The organism is Rhodococcus sp. OS5, from assembly GCF_056837585.1.
This window is the reverse complement of sequence record NZ_CM166368.1, coordinates 5,172,339-5,190,232: the sequence shown is the minus strand read 5'-3', so window position 1 is coordinate 5,190,232 and position 17,894 is coordinate 5,172,339. Positions and strand designations below refer to the sequence as shown.

At 62.8% G+C, this 17,894-nt stretch carries 20 protein-coding genes; 13 read left to right on the top strand and 7 right to left on the bottom strand.

Annotation, left to right across the window (positions count from 1 at the left end; translation table 11 throughout):
* Positions 1-5: 5 nt before the first annotated feature.
* Positions 6-1,010, bottom strand: a complete 1,005-nt coding sequence (locus ACVZUB_RS24145) for a patatin-like phospholipase family protein (protein WP_042451435.1) — start codon at positions 1,008-1,010, stop codon at positions 6-8.
* A gap of 130 nt (positions 1,011-1,140) precedes the next feature.
* On the opposite strand from ACVZUB_RS24145, the gene ACVZUB_RS24140 reads away from it, so the two are divergent.
* Positions 1,141-1,731: a TetR/AcrR family transcriptional regulator gene (locus ACVZUB_RS24140; protein ID WP_030535226.1), complete on the top strand. Its 591-nt coding sequence runs from the start codon at positions 1,141-1,143 to the stop codon at positions 1,729-1,731.
* Here the strand turns inward: ACVZUB_RS24140 and ACVZUB_RS24135 are convergent.
* Positions 1,667-2,791 carry an alpha/beta hydrolase gene (locus tag ACVZUB_RS24135; RefSeq protein WP_228232235.1) on the bottom strand — a complete coding sequence of 375 codons (1,125 nt, stop codon included), beginning with the start codon at positions 2,789-2,791 and terminating at the stop codon, positions 1,667-1,669. The genes ACVZUB_RS24140 and ACVZUB_RS24135 overlap by 65 nt on opposite strands.
* A 19-nt stretch (positions 2,792-2,810) precedes the next feature.
* Between ACVZUB_RS24135 and ACVZUB_RS24130 the strand changes: the two genes are divergently transcribed.
* Genes ACVZUB_RS24130 through ACVZUB_RS24120 form a run of 3 tightly spaced genes read left to right on the top strand, consistent with a single transcriptional unit; the run spans position 2,811 to position 4,833 of the window.
* A complete protein-coding gene (locus tag ACVZUB_RS24130) occupies positions 2,811-3,575 on the top strand; it encodes an MBL fold metallo-hydrolase (protein WP_482627830.1) in 765 nt (254 codons plus the stop codon).
* Positions 3,572-4,231 carry an alpha/beta hydrolase family protein gene (locus ACVZUB_RS24125; protein WP_482627829.1) on the top strand — a complete coding sequence of 220 codons (660 nt, stop codon included), beginning with the start codon at positions 3,572-3,574 and terminating at the stop codon, positions 4,229-4,231. Before ACVZUB_RS24130 ends, ACVZUB_RS24125 begins: the two co-directional genes overlap by 4 nt.
* A gap of 50 nt (positions 4,232-4,281) precedes the next feature.
* Entirely contained in the window at positions 4,282-4,833 is a 552-nt protein-coding gene (locus tag ACVZUB_RS24120; protein ID WP_003940599.1) for an SRPBCC family protein, read from the top strand.
* Positions 4,834-4,837: 4 nt separating this feature from the next.
* Here the strand turns inward: ACVZUB_RS24120 and ACVZUB_RS24115 are convergent, their stop codons facing one another.
* On the bottom strand, positions 4,838-5,908 hold the full coding sequence (locus ACVZUB_RS24115; protein ID WP_482627828.1) for a LacI family DNA-binding transcriptional regulator: 1,071 nt from the start codon (positions 5,906-5,908) through the stop codon (positions 4,838-4,840).
* Between the two features lie 159 nt (positions 5,909-6,067).
* Here ACVZUB_RS24115 and ACVZUB_RS24110 point away from each other — a divergent pair, with 159 nt between their 5' ends.
* Together ACVZUB_RS24110 and ACVZUB_RS24105 are read left to right on the top strand one after the other, a co-directional pair.
* Positions 6,068-7,240, top strand: a complete 1,173-nt coding sequence (locus tag ACVZUB_RS24110) for an acyl-CoA dehydrogenase family protein (RefSeq protein WP_003939770.1) — start codon at positions 6,068-6,070, stop codon at positions 7,238-7,240.
* Positions 7,237-8,385 carry a CaiB/BaiF CoA transferase family protein gene (locus ACVZUB_RS24105; RefSeq protein ID WP_482627827.1) on the top strand — a complete coding sequence of 383 codons (1,149 nt, stop codon included), beginning with the start codon at positions 7,237-7,239 and terminating at the stop codon, positions 8,383-8,385. Before ACVZUB_RS24110 ends, ACVZUB_RS24105 begins: the two co-directional genes overlap by 4 nt.
* Positions 8,386-8,439: 54 nt before the next feature.
* Here ACVZUB_RS24105 and ACVZUB_RS24100 read toward each other — a convergent pair whose 3' ends face one another.
* On the bottom strand, positions 8,440-9,441 hold the full coding sequence (locus tag ACVZUB_RS24100; protein WP_003939765.1) for an NADP-dependent oxidoreductase: 1,002 nt from the start codon (positions 9,439-9,441) through the stop codon (positions 8,440-8,442).
* A gap of 111 nt (positions 9,442-9,552) precedes the next feature.
* Here ACVZUB_RS24100 and ACVZUB_RS24095 point away from each other — a divergent pair, with 111 nt between their 5' ends.
* Positions 9,553-10,476, top strand: coding sequence for an alpha/beta fold hydrolase (locus tag ACVZUB_RS24095; RefSeq protein ID WP_058037741.1), 924 nt, complete (start codon positions 9,553-9,555; stop codon positions 10,474-10,476).
* Positions 10,473-10,904: a nuclear transport factor 2 family protein gene (locus ACVZUB_RS24090; protein WP_003940510.1), complete on the top strand. Its 432-nt coding sequence runs from the start codon at positions 10,473-10,475 to the stop codon at positions 10,902-10,904. Before ACVZUB_RS24095 ends, ACVZUB_RS24090 begins: the two co-directional genes overlap by 4 nt.
* Positions 10,905-10,922: 18 nt before the next feature.
* Here ACVZUB_RS24090 and ACVZUB_RS24085 read toward each other — a convergent pair whose 3' ends face one another.
* Entirely contained in the window at positions 10,923-11,696 is a 774-nt protein-coding gene (locus tag ACVZUB_RS24085; protein ID WP_058037742.1) for an SDR family oxidoreductase, read from the bottom strand.
* A gap of 209 nt (positions 11,697-11,905) precedes the next feature.
* Here ACVZUB_RS24085 and ACVZUB_RS24080 point away from each other — a divergent pair, with 209 nt between their 5' ends.
* Positions 11,906-12,817 (top strand): hypothetical protein, encoded by a 912-nt coding sequence (locus ACVZUB_RS24080; RefSeq protein ID WP_058037743.1) that lies wholly within the window; start codon positions 11,906-11,908, stop codon positions 12,815-12,817.
* Here the strand turns inward: ACVZUB_RS24080 and ACVZUB_RS24075 are convergent.
* A complete protein-coding gene (locus ACVZUB_RS24075; RefSeq protein WP_058037744.1) occupies positions 12,805-13,416 on the bottom strand; it encodes a phosphoribosylanthranilate isomerase in 612 nt (203 codons plus the stop codon). The genes ACVZUB_RS24080 and ACVZUB_RS24075 overlap by 13 nt on opposite strands.
* Positions 13,417-13,485: 69 nt before the next feature.
* On the opposite strand from ACVZUB_RS24075, the gene ACVZUB_RS24070 reads away from it, so the two are divergent.
* The 3 genes from ACVZUB_RS24070 to ACVZUB_RS24060 all read left to right on the top strand — a co-directional run bounded on the left by ACVZUB_RS24070 (position 13,486) and on the right by ACVZUB_RS24060 (position 16,831).
* Entirely contained in the window at positions 13,486-14,787 is a 1,302-nt protein-coding gene (locus ACVZUB_RS24070) for an alpha/beta hydrolase (protein ID WP_030535234.1), read from the top strand.
* Between the two features lie 91 nt (positions 14,788-14,878).
* Entirely contained in the window at positions 14,879-16,108 is a 1,230-nt protein-coding gene (locus tag ACVZUB_RS24065; RefSeq protein WP_007733810.1) for an acyl-CoA dehydrogenase family protein, read from the top strand.
* Between the two features lie 126 nt (positions 16,109-16,234).
* Complete coding sequence (locus ACVZUB_RS24060) at positions 16,235-16,831, top strand: CatB-related O-acetyltransferase (RefSeq protein ID WP_042451521.1); 597 nt, start codon at positions 16,235-16,237, stop codon at positions 16,829-16,831.
* Positions 16,832-16,843: 12 nt separating this feature from the next.
* Here the strand turns inward: ACVZUB_RS24060 and ACVZUB_RS24055 are convergent, their stop codons facing one another.
* Complete coding sequence (locus tag ACVZUB_RS24055; RefSeq protein WP_064073431.1) at positions 16,844-17,449, bottom strand: hypothetical protein; 606 nt, start codon at positions 17,447-17,449, stop codon at positions 16,844-16,846.
* A gap of 67 nt (positions 17,450-17,516) precedes the next feature.
* On the opposite strand from ACVZUB_RS24055, the gene ACVZUB_RS24050 reads away from it, so the two are divergent.
* A complete protein-coding gene (locus ACVZUB_RS24050) occupies positions 17,517-17,870 on the top strand; it encodes a VOC family protein (protein ID WP_020970627.1) in 354 nt (117 codons plus the stop codon).
* Positions 17,871-17,894: the final 24 nt, after the last annotated feature.

The following is a 17,894-nucleotide window of genomic DNA, read 5'->3' as shown; positions in this document are numbered from 1 at the left end:
CGCTTTCACTGGTGGGACGGGGTGGAGTGGAACGGGCGCGCATCGAGTTCGCGTTTCACGCTCGCACGTGTTGTACGTAGGGATGATTCGAAGGTGGCGAGCCGCCGTCGGCCGTCCATGAAGTTGGCGCCCATGACGGCGAGATCGTCGTCGGTGGCGTCTATGCGCAAGACCCTGGTTCCCGCAGCGCGCACCAGTTCGATTTCCCGGTCGAGGCCCTTGGACATGGAGTTCCGCAGGGCGCCGCGTTCGATACGGGCGGCGCCGCGCGCCGGCTTCAGTGTTCGAGATGCCATGGGCGCCAGTACAACCAGCTCGTCGAGTTCGAGGGGGAGCAGGAGGTCTACCGATGCCGTGGACGCCGCGCCGCCGTCGATGTACCTGACGCCGTCGATGGTGACAGGTGGGAACCAGCCGGGAATCGCCCAAGACGCTCGAAGCGCTTCACCGACTGTCGCTTTCGGAGCCCCCTGTGCCCCGAACGCGACCCGTCGCCCGGTTCTGTAGTCCATGGATACCATGTACGCGCACGGATGTGGGAGCCACGAATCGCCAGGGGCAAGAGATTCGGCGAGCGTGGTGAGCCAGGACGGGTCGCCGCCACCACGCGGTGCGATACCGCTCATCCGGCTCAGAACGGGAAGATCTCGACGCGTCACCAGTCGTGGATTGCCGATCCCCAAACTCGGAAGTGGCGGGATTCTTCCGGGCGCCGATGCTGTGTGGGCGAGGAGTTCGGGACGTGCGGCGGGCTCTCCGAGTTGCATGGCTACCAACTCGTCGACGCCGACTCCGCTGCCGAGCATTGTCACGAACTCGGCTCCGGCGGACGTGCCGATGATGGCGGTGGCTTCGCGGGGATCCCAGTCGAGGGCGTCCCGAACCGAGGCGAGGGCAGCAACGGTCCAGGCGAAACCGAGGGTGCCGCCGCATCCGATTGCCAATCCCCGTCTAGGCGCGCTGTGTCGTCCGGACCCGGGCGCGGTGGTGCCGGTCACTTCTGAAGTCATATTTCGGAGACTATCAGTATCTGAATAACGTGGGTACCCCAAATTGGGGTTTCGGGAGTGCGCCTGCGGTGCGCTTCCGGTATTCGGCTACCGTTGGAATCTCGATACTCAGAACCGCGAGGAGGTTCCGATGGCGCGATTGACCAGGCAGGAAGCGCAGGCGATGACCCGCGAGACCCTGTTGGCGACGGCCGTCGAACATTTCCTCGATCGCGGGTACGCCGCCGCGTCGCTCGATCAGATCGCTGAGGATGCCGGTTATTCCAAAGGTGCGGTGTACTCGAACTTCAAGAACAAGGACGAGTTGTGCGCCGAGGTGCTCGGCCGAATCAGGTTGACCAAGGTCGGCGAGATCACCTCACAGCTCGGAGCCAATTCGACGCTCGACGACGCGGTGGCCGAGTTCGCGCGATGGGCCGAGCGAACCATCGGGGACAAGAGATGGACGTTGCTCGAAGTCGAGTTCTCGGTGCGATCGCGGCACAGCGAAGAGATCCGCGAAAAGATCGCGACGGGTGCCGATCAGGTGCGCGGATTGATTGCCGGAGTGGTGCAACATCTTGCCGAGTCCAACGGCGTGACGCCGGCACTGGACCCGAACGCCGCGGCACTGCGCATACTCAGCGTCGGAATCGGTTTGGGGCTACAGCGTGCGATCAGCCCTGAGCTGCCGGTTGATCCGCTGGTGGATACGTTGCGGGAGATTTTGCTGGGTGGGTGAGTAGAACGCGGAGCATTCCGCCGATCTCGGCGACGGCGGTGCGCGAACCCACGCTCGGTCCCAGAACGTTGACGAAGCCGTGGATGAACCCGCGATAGCGTCGATCGGTCACGTGAACACCGTTGTCGCGCAATCGAGCTGCGTAGGCTTCGCCTTCGTCCCGGAGTGGATCGAATCCCGCCGTGATCACGATGGCCGGCGGCAGTCCGGTCGCGTCGGGGGCGCGTAGCGGCGACACCATCGGATCGAGTCGATCGGCATTGCTGCCGAGGAAGCTGGACTCGTAGAAGTTCATGTTGGCCTCGGTCAGGAAGAAACCTTCACCGAACGTCGTTCGCGAGGGGGCCTTCTCGTGAAAGTCGGTCGCGGGGTAGATCAACAGCTGCGCCGCCGGTGGGGTCTTGCCGTCGTCGCGGGCACGCAGCGCGACCGTTGCGGAAAGATGCCCGCCCGCGCTGTCGCCCCCGACAGCGATGCGCGTCGGGTCTGCGCAGAACTCGTCGGCGCGGTCGACGATATCGAGGTAGGCGGCATAGGCATCGTGTACCGGTGTGGGGAAAGCGAATTCGGGTGAGAGCCGGTAGTCGACCGAGATGACCCGTGCGCCGGAGGTTTCGGCCAACAGGCGGCACGGGGCATCGTGGGATTCGATGCTGCCCTGTACCCACCCGCCGCCGTGGAAGTAGACGAGCAGAGCGCCGGTGTCGGCTGTCGGGACGTAGAGCCGGGCGCGAAGCGGGCCGTCGGCACCCGAAACGGAGATCTCCTCGGTGTGGACGGGCGTGGGCCTGCCGCCCATCATGATCGCGGTTCGGGTGAGATTGGCGCGAGCAGCGGCGAGTGACTGGGGATCGGTTGAATGCGAGGGGAGTGGCCGCGTCTTCGCGAGCGTGAGCAGAAGGTGTGCGTCGGCGTCGAGCGTGTTGCCCTCGATGACGACGGGTGGTCCGGTGATTCGACGTTTCACCGCGCTGGGCAGTGCGAATGCGGCTGCCACCAAGGATGCTTCGGCGCGATCTCGAATGCTGCGGCTGCTGGCCTGCTTCACGGATTCCGACACGTGGCGCAGACTACCAAGCATGACTACTGCGGCACTGTCGATCACGCAGATCGAGAACACACATCTGGTTCGGTGCGGTCACGCCAATTGGGTCCTGGTCGAAGAGGGGTCCGATCTGACCTTGATCGACGGCGGATATCCGGCCAACGGCACCGACGTCGAACGCTCGATCGAACAGATCGGTCACCAGCTCGGGGATGTTCGGGCAATTCTCGTCACTCACGCGCACATCGATCACATCGGTGGGATCGTGGACATCGTGACTCGGCTCGAGGTTCCGGTCCTGATGGATCCGTTGGAAGTGCCGCATGCGAAGAGGGAGTATCTGCAACAGTTGTCGCCGGCCGGAGTTCCGTTGCTGTTGTGGCGGCGAGGTGCTCCGAAATGGCTTCGCGACGTGATCGGAGTCGGCGCGTTGAAAGGTGCGGAACTGCCTCGGGCACAGTCCTTTGCGTCCGGTGGTGCGCTGGACGTTCCCGGTCGGATCGTGCCGATTCCCACTCATGGGCATACCGACGGCCACAGCGCTTACCTTGTTCCCGACGCAGGAGTGATCGCGTCGGGTGACGCTCTGGTGACCGGACACGCGACGTCGAGTGTCGCCGGACCACAATTTCTGGTGTGCCCCTTCAATCATGACCGTGAAGCGACCGACCAGGCGTTGGACAATATCGCCGGTGCACCTGCCGGCGTGCTGTTTCCCGGACACGGTCCGGTTTACGAGGGCAGCATGACTGCCGCGGTCGAACAGGCCCGAGCGGGTCGGACAAGGATGCGTCCATGACTACTGTCGAAACGGTCGACGAAGGTGCGGTGCACGGTTTCCTTCATCGACCTGCTTCTGTGTCCTTCGCGTCGCCCGTCGCCACGCTTGCACTGACTCACGGCGCGGGAAGTAACTGCGACACCGTGCTGTTGCGTGCTGTTGCCGACGGCTTTGCTGCGGCAGGAGCGCAAGTTCTGCGCTTCGATCTCGCGTTTCGGGTGCGTCGAGCTTCGGGGCCTCCGCATCCGTCGCGTGCTGCAGAGGATCGCGCGGGCATTGCCGAGGTGATTGCTGCTGTTCGCAAGGACTACTCGGTGCCCGGACCCGTTCTGCTCGGCGGACATTCGTACGGCGGTCGGCAGGCGTCGATGCTTGCGGCGGAGAACCCGGGACTTGTCGACGGCCTGGTCCTTCTCTCCTATCCACTGCATCCACCGAAGAAGCCCGAGAAGCTCAGAACCGAACACCTGCCCGAACTGAACACACCGACCGTTGTCGTCCACGGATCGAAGGACGAGTTCGCGACAACGGAGGAGATGCGGGCAGCACTCGCCTTGATTCCCGCCGCGACTCGTCTGGTGGAGTTCGAAGGAGCTCGACACGACTTGTCCGTGGTGAAATTTCCGGTGGTGGAGGAGACAATCGCGGCCGCATCGGCGGTGTTTGCGTTCTGAACGCCGAGCGGGCGGTTGCCCGTGTCGGTGGTTCCTGGTGAGATCGAACCATGAGTGCCCAGCCGTATCAGCCCAGTGCCCTGTCCGACGTCACGGTGAGCGTCGACGGTGACGACACAGTCGTCAGCTTTCCTCGGGTGCTGCCGTATTCCGTCGAGAAGGTGTGGGAGGCGATCACCGACCCGGAGATGTTGGCGCAATGGACGCCGTACACCGCCGATCGGAATCTGAGCCGTACCGGTGATGCGGTGATCACCATGCTCACCGAGGACGGCGCCCCCGAAATGTCGCTGCCGGTCACCGTTCACGTCGTGGAGACCACTCGGCGGCTCGAACACGAGTGGGGCCCGGACGAATTGGTGTGGGACCTGACCCCGATCGAAGGCGGTACCCGCGTCGTGCTGACGCAGAGGTCGCGCGCCGAGGGGATGGCGTCGGCGCTCGCTGCGGGGTGGCATCTGTGCTTCGACGTACTCGATGCCCTTCTGGCAGGCGAGCCCTTCGGACCGATTGTGGGTGAACGGGCGCGCGAGTACGGCTGGGACGCACTCAACTCCGGTTACGCGCGACAGTTGGGCATCGACGAATCTCAGGTCTGGTAGCTGCTCAGAGTTTGCGACTGGCAGGCTTTCTGGTGGAGGCTCGCGCGATCAGTTCGACGGGAAGCTTCACGGATTCGACGTTCTTGCCGGAGATCAGTGCGAGTAGGTGCTCGAGCCCGGTCGCGCCGATCTTTCGGGCGGGGGACCTGACCGTCGTCAGGGGCACCGGGAGTTGGGAGACAACCGGAATGTCGTTGTAGCCGACCAACGCAAGATCGTCGGGAATGCTCAACCCGAGATCACGGGCCACACCGAGTACGCCGATCGCGATGGTGTCGCTCACCGTGAAAACGGCGTCAGGGCGCGTGTTCCCGCTGAGCAGTGTGGACGCCGCATCGACACCCCCTTGAACTTCGAACTCGGACGCCACTATTCGGTTCGGCGGCAGTTCCAGACCGGCTTCGGCCAGGGCATCGCGGAAACCCGCGACGCGTTCCCGCGACGTGCTGGCGTGATCCGGCCCCGCGATCACTCCGAGATCGCGATAGCCGCAGTCCAGTAGATGCTTCCCCGCGAGGTAGCCGCCGAGGCGGTCGTCGCCGCTGACAAAGGGAAGGCTTCGGTTGACGGATGACGTCGCCGAGTCGATGTGCCGGTTCAGCAGCAGGATCCGCAGTGAGCGCAGGGGGAGCGAGTCGACGAAATCGGTACCCGGCAGGTGGATGCTGCTCAGCATGAGACCGTCGACCTGTCGGCTCACCAGGAACTCGACCGCTTTGCGTTGCGCTTCCAGATCGTCGGGCGGGCTGGAGAGCAAGACGGAGTACCCGGCTGCGGTGGCGGCTTCCTCGATGCCTTGGAACATGGTGGCCACTACAACGTCTGTCAGTCTCGGCATCACGACGCCGATAGTGGTGGTCTTGCGGGTACGCAGGCTGGCCGCCCACAGGTTCGGTTGGTAACCGAGTTCCTCGGCAACCTGACGAACTCGGAGTGCGGAGTCGGACCAACCGTCGGCGGGCTCGGGCTGACGGAGGACCCGCGACGCCGTCGAGATGTGGACCCCGGCCTGGTCGGCGATTTCGCGCAACGTCGGCGGACGGCCGTTGCTGCGGTTCGACGGATCGGGCGTCATCTGCGTCGTGGCTCCTGGTGTGCGTCGGTCCTGAGTTGATTCGGTGTCGGTCGGCAGTTCGGGGATTGACGGGTGCGCAACCGGGCTCTACTCTAGGCGATGCAAACGATTGCGCAATCGTTCTCGCAAAGGATTGCGCCCGAGAACACTGGAGGCCCCGTGACCACGCCGCAGTCCCTGTCCGAGCTTTTTGCCATCGACACCCTGCTGGACGCAGAGGAGATCGCGATCCGCGACACGGTCCGCAAGATGGTCGACGATCGCATTCGCCCGCACGTAGGTGAATGGTTCGAAGCGGCAGCACTGCCGGCTCGTGAGCTGGCCAAGGAACTGGGCGCGCTCGGCGTACTGGGCATGCACCTCGAGGGCTACGGCTGTGCCGGGATGAGCGCCACGGCGTACGGGTTGGCCTGCCAGGAACTCGAAGCTGTCGATTCGGGCATTCGCAGCCTCGTCTCGGTCCAGGGCTCGCTCGCCATGTTCGCGATCCACCACAACGGAAGTGAAGAGCAGAAGGAAGAATGGCTCCCGCGAATGGCGGCGGGTGAAGCCATCGGCTGCTTCGGTCTCACGGAACCCGATTTCGGATCCAACCCCGGCGGTATGCGAACCAACGCCAAGCGCGACGGGGACGACTGGATCCTCAACGGCACCAAGATGTGGATCACCAACGGCTCCATCGCGGACGTCGCCGTGGTCTGGGCTCGAACCGACGACGGCGTGCGCGGATTTGTCGTTCCCACCGACACTCCGGGATTCTCCGCCCCCGAGATCAAGAACAAGATGTCGCTCCGGGCGTCGGTCACCTCGGAACTGGTGCTCGAGGACGTGCGTCTGCCTGCCTCGGCGATGCTGCCCAAGGCTCGCGGACTGTCCGGCCCGCTCGGCTGCCTCAACGAGGCACGCTTCGGCATCATCTTCGGGGCAATGGGTGCAGCACGTGACTGCCTCGAGACTGCGATCTCATATGCACGTGATCGCAAGGTCTTCGACAAGTCGCTCGCCGCGTATCAGATCACCCAGGCCAAGATCGCCGACATGGCAGTCGAATTGGGCAAGGGGCAGTTGCTCGCCATCCACCTCGGGCGCCTCAAGGACGCCGGGACGGTTCGCCCCGAGCAGGTCAGCACCGGCAAGCTCAACAATGTCCGCGAGGCCATCAAGATCGCCCGTGAATGCCGAACCATTCTGGGCGCCAACGGCATCACGCTCGAGTACCCCGTGATCCGGCACGCCAACAACCTCGAATCCGTTCTCACCTACGAGGGCACCTCCGAGGTTCACCAACTCGTGATCGGCCGCGCTCTCACCGGTGAAGAAGCTTTCCGGTGACGGCAGACGCTGTCGGAGCGCTCGACGGGTTGGTGATCGCTGATTTCGGCCGCGTCCTCGCCGGTCCGTACGCCACGATGATTCTCGCCGACCTGGGTGCCGAGGTCGTCAAGATCGAGCGGCCGGGTGTCGGGGACGACACTCGCAGCTGGGGCCCACCGTGGGTGGGGGACGAGTCGAGCTACTTTCTGTCGGTGAACCGTAACAAGAAGTCGGTCACTCTGGACCTGCGCGAGCGCGAGGATCTGGAGAGTGCACGCGAGCTGGTTCGCAATGCGGACGTCGTGGTGCAGAACTTCCTGCCGGGAACGATGGACCGTCTGGGGCTGGGCTACGACGCTGTCCGAGAAATGAATCCGCGTGCGGTCTACTGCTCGATCAGCGGCTTCGGTGGCAACAACTCTCTGCCGGGATACGACCTGTTGATTCAGGCGGTCGGCGGATTGATGAGTATCACCGGACCCGATCCCGAGACTCCCACCAAGGTCGGTGTCGCGGTGGTCGACGTCATCACCGGCCTGCATGCCAGCGTGGGAATCCTTGCAGCGCTGCGCCATCGCGATCGCACAGGCGAAGGGCAGCACGTCGAGGTCAATCTGTTGTCCTCGTTGCTGTCCGCACTGGCCAACCAGTCGTCCGGCTACGTGGCCGCGGGCGTGGTGCCGCAGGCAATGGGCAACCGGCATCCGAGCATCGCACCATACGAGGTATTCGACACCGCGGACCGTCCGCTGGTCCTCGCGGTCGGCAATGATCGGCAATTCAGTTCGTTGACAGAGGTTCTCGGAGTTTCCGAACTTGCCGCTGATGCGCGTTTCGCGTCCAACAGCGACAGGGTTGCGCATCGAGAAGAACTGTTCGACGCCGTCACTGCTGCATTGGCCAAGGGCTCTGCGGACTCGTGGTTCGAGGCACTGACCGAGCGAGGTGTTCCGTGTGGGCCTCTCAACGACATCGCCGACGCGATAGCGCTGGCGGAACGGCTGAATCTCGATCCGGTGGTGTCCATCGACGACCCGCGTCGCGATGCACCGACTCGGCAGGTAGCCAATCCGATTCGGATGAGCGGCACGCCGGCAACCTATCGGTCGGCCCCGCCGCGGTTGGGGGAGGACAGCGTTCCCACTCCGTCCGGAGTCTGTTGACCCAAGCGAATCGGCCACCGGAATACCGGTGGCCGATCTGCGTGTGTGGCCGACTCAGCTGACCTTCAAGACCAGCTTTCCGGTGTTCGCTCCGGCGAAGAGAAGATTGAGGCTGTCGCCGAACGCGTCGATACCGCCGTCGACGACGTGCTCGCGAGCAGTCAATTCGCCACTCTTGATCCACTTTCCGATCTGCTCTTGTGCTTCTGCGTAGCGATCGAGGTAGTCGAAGACCACGAAGCCGGCCATCGTGGCGCGGTTGACGAGAAGTGACAGGTAGTGAGCAGGGCCTGGCTGAGGTTCGGTGGCGTTGTAGCCCGCGATGGCGCCGCAGATGACCACCCGAGCTCCGAGGCGCAGACGGGAGAGAGCGGCGTCGAGAATTTCTCCGCCGACGTTGTCGAAGTACACGTCGATACCGTCGGGAGCGTTGGACTTGAGCGCCTTGTATACGGATTCGTTCTTGTAGTCGATGGCGACATCGAAGCCGAGGTCCTCGGTGAGCCACGCGCACTTCTCCGGACCGCCGGCGATGCCGATGACCTTGCATCCGTGAAGCTTTGCGATCTGGCCGACCAGACTGCCGACCGCACCCGCGGCACCGGACACGACGACGGTGTCACCGTCTTTCAGCTTTCCGACGTCGAGTAATCCGAAATACGCAGTGACGCCGGGGAAACCGAGAGCGCCGAGCCAGGTCGGTAGGGGAGCGATCGATTCGTCGACCCGAGTGACGTCTGTACCGTCGGAAACGCCGTACTCGGAAGCGCCGAAGGATCCGGCCACGATGTCCCCGACCTGGTAATCGGGGTGCTGTGATTCGGTGATGCGTCCGACGCCGTGGGCGCGCATGACGGAACCGAGCTTGACCGGCGGAACGTACGACTTGACGTCGTTGAGCCAACCGCGCATCGCGGGGTCGAGGGAGAGGTATTCGACCTTGACGACAAACTCGCCCGGTCCGGCGGACGGGATCTCGGCATCGACGTATTCCCAGGTGGAAGCGTCGGGAAGTCCTGTCGGGCGGGCGGCGAGGCGTACTTGGCGGTTGGTCATCTCTCCCCTTCGGCGAAACGAATTGAACTTGAGGCCGGATTCAATATAGGTGATGGATCACGAACTGGGAAGAGTTGGATGAACCGATTGACGACTATGTATGTTCGATCGATGAGCAATGTGGTCGAAGACGCGCCTGGTTGGTTCACTCGGGCGTTGGCAGCGCCGGTCGAGACGGGGTCGGTGGAGGTCGAGGGTGCCTCGGTGCACTTTCGGGCTTGGGGGCCGGCGGGGCCGGGAATCGTGCTGATTCACGGCGGCGCAGCCCACAGTCGCTGGTGGGATCACATTGCGCCGCAGTTCGCCGAGGGGCGCCGCGTCGTCGCTCTCGACTTGACGGGCCACGGCGACAGTGACACTCGCGACGCCTACGCGATGTCCCAGTGGGCTCGCGAGGTGCTGGCGGCGGCCGAGGCCGGGGGAATCGACGGCAAGCCGATTCTGGTGGGGCACAGTATGGGTGGGATTGTTTCTTTCGTGGCCTCGCATCTGCATGGCGAACTGTTGGACGGGGTTGTCATCATCGATTCTCCGCTCAAGGCGCGTACGCCCGAAGAGGAGGCGGCTCGACGCCAGAATGCGTTCGGCCCCAAGAAGGTTTATCCCACCAGGGAAGACGCGATGGGCCGTTTCCGCTTCGTTCCGCCGCAGGATTCGGGTCTGCCTGCGGTGCGTGACCATGTGGCGGCCACGTCGATGGAGGAAGTCGAGGGCGGTTGGTCGTGGAAGTTCGATCCGAATTTCTTTCTCCGAGTAGGCGCCGAAGATGTCCTCGACAGCGAACCACGTTGCCGCGTAGCCTATTTCCGAGCCGAGAACGGCATCGTGTCCGATCGACTCATGGAGCACATGCGCGGATTGTTCGGAACGGAGGCCATCGTGGCGGAGATTCCCGAAGCCGGACATCACGTCATGATCGATCAGCCGTTGCAACTCGTGACCGGGGTGCGAACTGTGTTGAGTGCGTGGTCCGTCGCAAGTCAAGTGCCGGTAGATCAAGCGGCAGGTAACGTCGAGGGAAGGGTAGAAGCATGAGCACGGAATTGACGCTCGAACCGAAAGTCGAAGCTGCACTGAAGTTGTGGCACACCATGATCGAAACCGGCGATCTGTCGGCGCTACCGACGATCGTCGCGCCCGACGCGCAGTTCCGATCGCCCACGGGATTCAAGCCGTACCAGTCCGCGGATGCCGTTGTGCTCATTCTCAATACGGTGATCCAGGTGTTCGAGAACTTCGAGTACCACCGTCAGTTCGCCGGAGCCAACGGTCGACAGGTCGTGCTCGAATTCAGTGCGAACATCGGCGACAAGAGTCTCAAGGGAATCGACATGGTCGAATTCGACGAGGACGGCAAGATCGTCGATTTCGAGGTCATGGTGCGTCCGGCCAGCGGGCTCGCGGCTTTGGCTGCCGAAATGGGTAAGAGGCTCGGGCAGACGCTACCGACCTACAAAGCCTGAACTGAGTCCGGCCAAGGCTCAGTTCGTACTGAATCCGCCGTTGGAGTGAAGGAGTTGTCCCGTAATCCAGCCTCCGGCGTCGGACATCAGAAACCGAACGAGGTTTGCAGTGTCGCCGGGAGTACCCAGCCGGCCGGCAGGAGTCTGGAGGGTTGTGGCCTGTCTGATCTCGGGTGTCATCCATCCTGTGTCGATAGGTCCTGGGTTGACGACGTTGGCTCGTATGCCGCGTGATCCAAGTTCGACTGCGGCGGCGATGACGATGCGGTCGAGAGCGCCCTTGCTGGCCCCGTACGGAAGATTGTGGGCCGCATGGTCGCTGGTGAGTGCGATGATCCGCCCGGCCACCTGACTGACGTCGCGCTGTTCCGGAAGCCGTTCAGCGAACGCTTTGATCAGCAGCCAGGAGGCGCGAGTGTTGACGGCGAAATGTCGTTCCCAGCTCTCGACGGTGGTATCGAGGATCGAGCTGTCGACGCTTTCGCAATGTGAGAGCACCAGCCCACGGAGGTCGTTCCGCGCTGCGGCAGCGTCAACGAGCTGATCGGCCACGTCGGGCGAGGCCAGATCTCCGGGAACGAGGTCGACACGGCTTCCGAGTGCGCGACACTTCTCGGCAATGTCTTGCGGATCGTGCGCTCCGCGCCCGAACCCGACGCGTTCGTCGTAAGGCTCCCAGTAGCCGATAGCCAGATCCCAACCATCCTCGGCAAGGCCCAATGCGAGGCCCGCTCCGATCGACTTGCTCCGACCGACACCGGTGATCAATACGGTCCCGCGCTTGTCAGACACTGCTCGCCTCCAGAGATGTCCTGCAATTCAAATGGGGTGAGGTCACTTCAGATGGAAGCATCACTGTAGCGGGCGAGCTGTCGCCTGTATCGAGCGAGCTGTCGCCGTGCCTCGACCTGACCTGTGTCTTGACACGGCGCTGTTCACAGCGTTTGACTGAGATGCAAGCTCGAGTTGATTCGCCCGACTGCGTTCCGGGAGGTTGACCTATGCGCGGCAATGGAATTGCAGGCAAGGCTTTCTCAGGCGAGGGCTGTAGACGTGGAGCACGGTCTCATCGCGGGACCGTCTCGGTTCTGGCTTTGGTTGGGGTGTGCGTACTTTCGTTTGCCACCACTCAGATGGCCGGCGCGCAACCGGTTGCAGAGAATGTCGATACCGGGTTCGTGATCCCTTTTGCCGGGGCACCGGTCTACGAGAGCGTCGCGCCCACGCAGATGACTACTCCGGATCAACTCAACCAGCCACTCGGTCAGCAGACTGCGGAAGAGATTGCCGCGCAGATCGGACTCGAGCCAGCCGACGCTTTGACCGAGGAGCAGTATCGCGACCTCATGGCCGGTGGTGGGGTCGGTGGCAATCTCGAGGATGCCGAGGTGATCGACGAATGCGCCCGGATTCTCACCAATACGAACGGGCGGCCCCTCTATTCCGGCACTACGCCGTCGGTTCTGGCCAGTTACGGGTTGTACGTGAATCCCGACGGATTGCTGGAGAGTCCGGCCAACGCGGATGCGCCGACGCGACAGGTGAATACGCTGATCGCCCCTGGCGGTTTCGTGGGCACCTGGTTGCGCAACAACGGTGCAACGCACACTCTGATTGCGCTCTATCAGTCGGCATACACGGTGCAGGCAGTCTACGGATTTGCAGCGCAACAGATTTCGGGAGCAGCGCAGCTGGTGGCCAACACCAAAGGCGATGTGAATTCGGAAGTCGGCATGTCGATGGCACCGCCGCTCTGGATAGTGAACTTCGCACTGCTCTACATCTTGAAGCCGTCACTGGCGGCGGCCATGCCTGCGCACTGGGCTCCCATTCCGCCTGCCGTTGCCGACGCCGTGAAAGCGAGTCCCACCGGTCAAGTCGCTTTCAGTGACTACGCGTCCTATTTCGAGTGATCGGTCTGGCGGACAGCGCTCACGAACTTCTCGATCAACGCGTGGTCCTTGACGCCGCGGGAGGATTCGACGCCGCTGGAGACGTCGACGCCCCAGGCTCCGGTGGCATCGAGTGCGTCGCGAACGTTGTCCGGGGACAGTCCGCCCGCCAGGATCCACTTGCCTTGCGGGCGCGATTGCTGTTGGGCCCAGTTCCACGGCACCCCTGATCCGGCGTCTGCGCCGTCGATCAGGAGTTCGTCCTCGCCGAGGTCGAGATTGTAACCGTCGCGGACGTTGCTGGAGACGACCGCGCGGATGACGGTGAGGCCGGCATCGTGCAGCCGCTGCACTTGCTCGGCGTCGACAAGATCGTGAACCTGTACGGTGCGAAGCCCGGTGATCTTCGCGATCTCGAGGATCTGTCCGATCGGGTTGCCGAGAAAGACTCCGATTGCACGGATGTGATCGGGAACTCGCGCGAGCAGAGCGACTGCGAGTGTGGGGTCGACTTTGCGGACGCTCTCGGCGAAGACGAAACCGATGGCGTCGACGCCCAGGCCCACCGTGAGGTCGACCGTGTCAACGTCGCGTAGGCCACAGACCTTGATGAATGTCACCTGATACAGAGTACTAGCGTCGTCGTCTAGCCTCGTGCGTGCGACATTTCTACGCGCGAGAGGTTTGACGTGGACTGGCTCTACCGAATCAGTTTGATCTCGGGACCGCTGCCGGTGATCCTGACTGTCCTTGGGGTCCTGGGTGGCGTGTGGCTGCTCGGTTCGAACGTGCGCTGGTACTACCGCAGAGCGGTGCCGATCGCGGGGCTGATTGCGCTGGTGATCATGATCGCCGTGTGGATCACCGTCGAAAAGGTGATCGTGCCGTTCCCCGATCCCATCGAGATGTCGATCTACGTGTGGATCGGTCTCGGTATCTACGCGCTGCTACTTCTCGGGCCGCGAATCAAGGCGGGCGGAACCGTCGCGAAAGCGCTCCTGTCCGTGATCGCGACGGTTCTGGTCGTCATCACTGCCGCGACGCAGATCAATCTGGTTTTCGCCGCGTATCCGACTGTGGGAATTGCGTTCGGACACGACGATTTCGACCGCATCTCACTCAGTGAAGTTCCCGGTCCGACCGATCCTGTTGTCACCGGCGATCCCACCGACACTGTGTGGAAAGCGCCGGAGGGCATGCCGATTCGCGGACGGGTCACGACTTTGCCTGTCCCCGGGACGATTTCAGGATTCTCCGCGCGCGACGCGCAGGTGTATCTGCCGCCGTCGTACTTCACCAATCCGCGTCCGCTTCTTCCCGTGCTCGTGCTCATGGCAGGTCAGCCTGGCAAGCCCGAGGACTGGCTCCAGGGCGGAAAGCTGACCGCGACAATGGATGCCTTTGCACGAGATCACGAGGGGTTGGCTCCAGTCGTCGTGATAGCCGATGGAACAGGGTCGCAGATGGCCAATCCGCTGTGCACCGACTCGTCACAGGGCAAGGTCGGCACGTATCTGGCAAAGGACTTGCCCGCTGCGGTGGCGAATGCGTTCCAGATCGACACGAATCCGCGAGCGTGGGCAATCGGCGGGCTCTCCTACGGTGGCACCTGCTCACTGCAGATGGCGACCAATTACCCCGAGGTGTACCCGACATTCCTCGATCTGTCCGGTCAATTGGAGCCTTCGCTCGGTGACCGACAGCGAACCGTCGACGAGATATTCGGCGGCGACGAAGCGGCGTTCGTGAAGGTGAATCCGATGGACCTGCTGGCGACTCGGAAGTTCCCGAACTCGGGCGGAGTGTTCGTCGTCGGAACAGATGACAATGAGTTCAAGCCCGGTCAGCAAAAGGTGTACGAAGCGGCCAAAGCGGCCGGAATGGACGCCAGGTATCTCGAGCTTCCCGGTGGTCACAGCTTTTCGGTGTGGTCGGCCGGCGTCGAGCAGGAGCTGACGTGGATCTCGCAGCGAATGGGACTGATCAGCTGAATCCTGTTCCGGTTTTGGAACGTGTTCTATATTCGGTGTGTGGCTGTCGTTCGGCAGTCTCTCGATCGTTCACCGACTGGAGTTCAGGCACATGTACGAGTGGTCCGACACCGACCTGATGTTCCGCGACGCCTTGCGGGGCTTTATCGACAAAGAGGTGCGACCTCACGTCGACGAGCTCGAAAGCGGTGCGCTGCCGCCGTTCGACATCATTCGCAAGCTGTACTCGACCTTCGGTCTGGCGGACATGGCACGCGAGGGCCTCGAGAAGTCGCTGGCACGCGAGCGCGGCGATGCGCCCTCCGGTGACGGTGAGAAGTCGAGCGCCTTCAGCGGCGCCGGCAGCATGGGCGTCGTGCTCAACAGCGAATTGGCCGGAGTCAGCCTCGGCCTGGTCGCATCGTTGGGTGTCAGCCTCGGATTGGCCGCCGGAACTATCCGCAGCCGCGGCACACTCGCGCAGAAGGAACGCTGGCTCCCCGGCCTGGTGACATTCGAGACCGTCGGCGCCTGGGCGATCACCGAACCGGACTCCGGCTCGGATGCCTTCGGCGGCATGAAGTCCTACGTACGCCGCGACGGCGACGACTACATTCTCAACGGCAACAAGACCTTCATCACCAACGGTCCGTACGCCGACGTGATGATCGTGTACGCAAAGCTCGACGAGGGCGATGCGTCGGTTGATCGTCGCGATCGCAAGGTGCTCGCCTTCATCCTCGACAAGGGCATGGAGGGTCTCACCCAGAGCCCGCCGTTCAAGAAGATGGGCATGAACTCCTCACCCACAGGTGAGCTGTTCTTCGACAACGTCCGCATCACCAAGGACCGTCTGCTCGGCGAGACCGAGGACAGCGGAAAGTCGGACGGCAAATCCAGCGCCAAGGAGAGCTTTGCCGCCGAACGCATCGGCATCGCGTCCCTGTCTCTCGGCATCATCAACGAATGCCACCGTCTGAGTATCGAATACGCGAAGTCCCGCAAACTGTGGGGACGCGAGATCGGGCAGTTCCAGCTCATCCAGCTCAAGCTCGCCGAGATGGAGGTCGCTCGAATCAACGTGCAGAACATGGTCTTCAATGCGATCGAGCGCACCGCAGCCGGAGACAAAGTGAGCCTGGCGGAGGCGTCGGCGATGAAGCTGTACTCCTCGCGCGCAGCGACCGAGGTCGCGATGGAAGCCGTGCAGCTGTTCGGTGGAAACGGCTACATGGCCGAGTACCGAGTCGAGCAGTTGGCGCGTGATGCCAAGTCGCTCATGATCTATGCGGGCAGCAACGAAATTCAGGTCACCCATATCGCCAAGGGCCTCCTGGGCTGACACCGGTACGTTTTCGCTTGTCGGTCGATCGCAGCAGGAACCAGATAGTCTTGCTGCGGTCGGCGACACCGCGCCGACGGATCGGAGTAAGCAGTGAACGCGCCGGATCCCACAAATGTTCATCCGATGGCCGGGCAACCGCGTGTGGTGTTGCTGAGGCCGTTGATCGACAACCCGTTGATCGAGGTAGGGGAGTACACCTACTACGATGATCCGGAGTTCGCCGAAGAGTTCGAGACTCGAAACGTGTTGCATCACTACGGTCCCGACAAACTGGTGATCGGAAAGTTCTGCGCCCTGGCCACCGGTGTCACCTTCATCATGAACGGCGCGAACCATCGTATGAACGGTGTCTCCACCTACCCGTTTCCGATCATGGGCGGTGATTGGGCCAGGCACATGGATTTGGTGCAGGATCTGCCGTCACGCGGTGACACCGTCGTCGGGAACGACGTGTGGTTCGGCGGGAACGTGACAGTCATGCCCGGTGTCCGGATCGGTCACGGGGCGATCGTGTCCACTGGCGCCGTCGTAACGCGCGACGTCCCGGACTACGCAATTGTCGGCGGCAACCCGGCAACGGAGATCAAGCGCCGCTTCAGTGCCGAAGACATCGAGAAGTTGGTGCGAATTGCATGGTGGGACTGGCCGATCGAGAAGATCACCCGCCACGTCCGGGTGATCTCGGACGGGAGTGTCGCGGAACTCGAAGCGGTCGAGTGATCTCCGCGCCCGCTAGTTCGTTCGTGTGAGCGAGTAGTTCCGGACATAAAGCAGGGCGGCCGCGAGAAGGCCGACGGCAAGACCTGTTGCGGTGAAGGTGATCAGGTTCGGCTCGAGGTCGAAGTGGATGATGGCCGATTCGGGGTAGGGCTTCTGCGGGTCACGAGGTTCGGGAAGGACCACCGAATAGAAGGTGGGCGGCCAGATTCGTCCGACAACGGCGACCGCGAGTCCGTAGGCTGTGCCGAAAGCTGAAAGTGCAAACGGAAGAGCAAATTTTCTACCGCGTGTGTCACGGGCCAGCCGCCATCCCGTCGCGTTCAGTATCGCCGAGACGGCAACGGCGACAGCGGTTCCGACTGTCAGAAACCACGCAGTTGCGGGGAACCAATGTGGCGCGTCAGAGTAGCTGTAGCCGTCGATCACCCACATGTATCCGGTCTTGCCGTCCTCCATCGGCGGCGGTGGTGGGGGTTGGATTCCGACATGTTCTGTTCGCGTGGATGGCGTGGCAAATCGCCAGGCGAGCACTCCGAGGATGCTCAGGAGCAAGCCGGTCGCGATGAAAACTGCGAAGAGTAGTTCTGCAACACGGTCGCGCAGCGTTGTGAGTCGCATTCGACGATCGTCTCATCTCAGCCCGAGATCGAGAGTCTTTGTCGGTGGCTTCCATTAGCGTGTGCGCATGACTCTCACACTCGGCATGATCACCTTCGACAGTCTCGATCCCGGTCCGCTCGCAACGTGGTGGGCAGCGCAGTTGGGCGGAAACATCGTCGAGGAAAACGACGGTTGGTTCTACATCGTCGCGGTCCCTGACAGCGCCACCAACTTCGCATTCCAGAAGGTCCCGGACCCCACCGCCGGCAAGAATCGCATCCATCTCGATTTGGGGAGTCCGGATCTCGACGCCGAGGTGGCGCGGCTCGTCGAGGCCGGAGCTACCGAGCACCACCGCGAGAACATGGACGGTTTCCGCTGGGTGACGCTCCTCGATCCTGATGGGAATCAGTTCTGCGTATCCGGTCCTCACGCCTGAGCTAACCGATTCTGTGCCCACCTG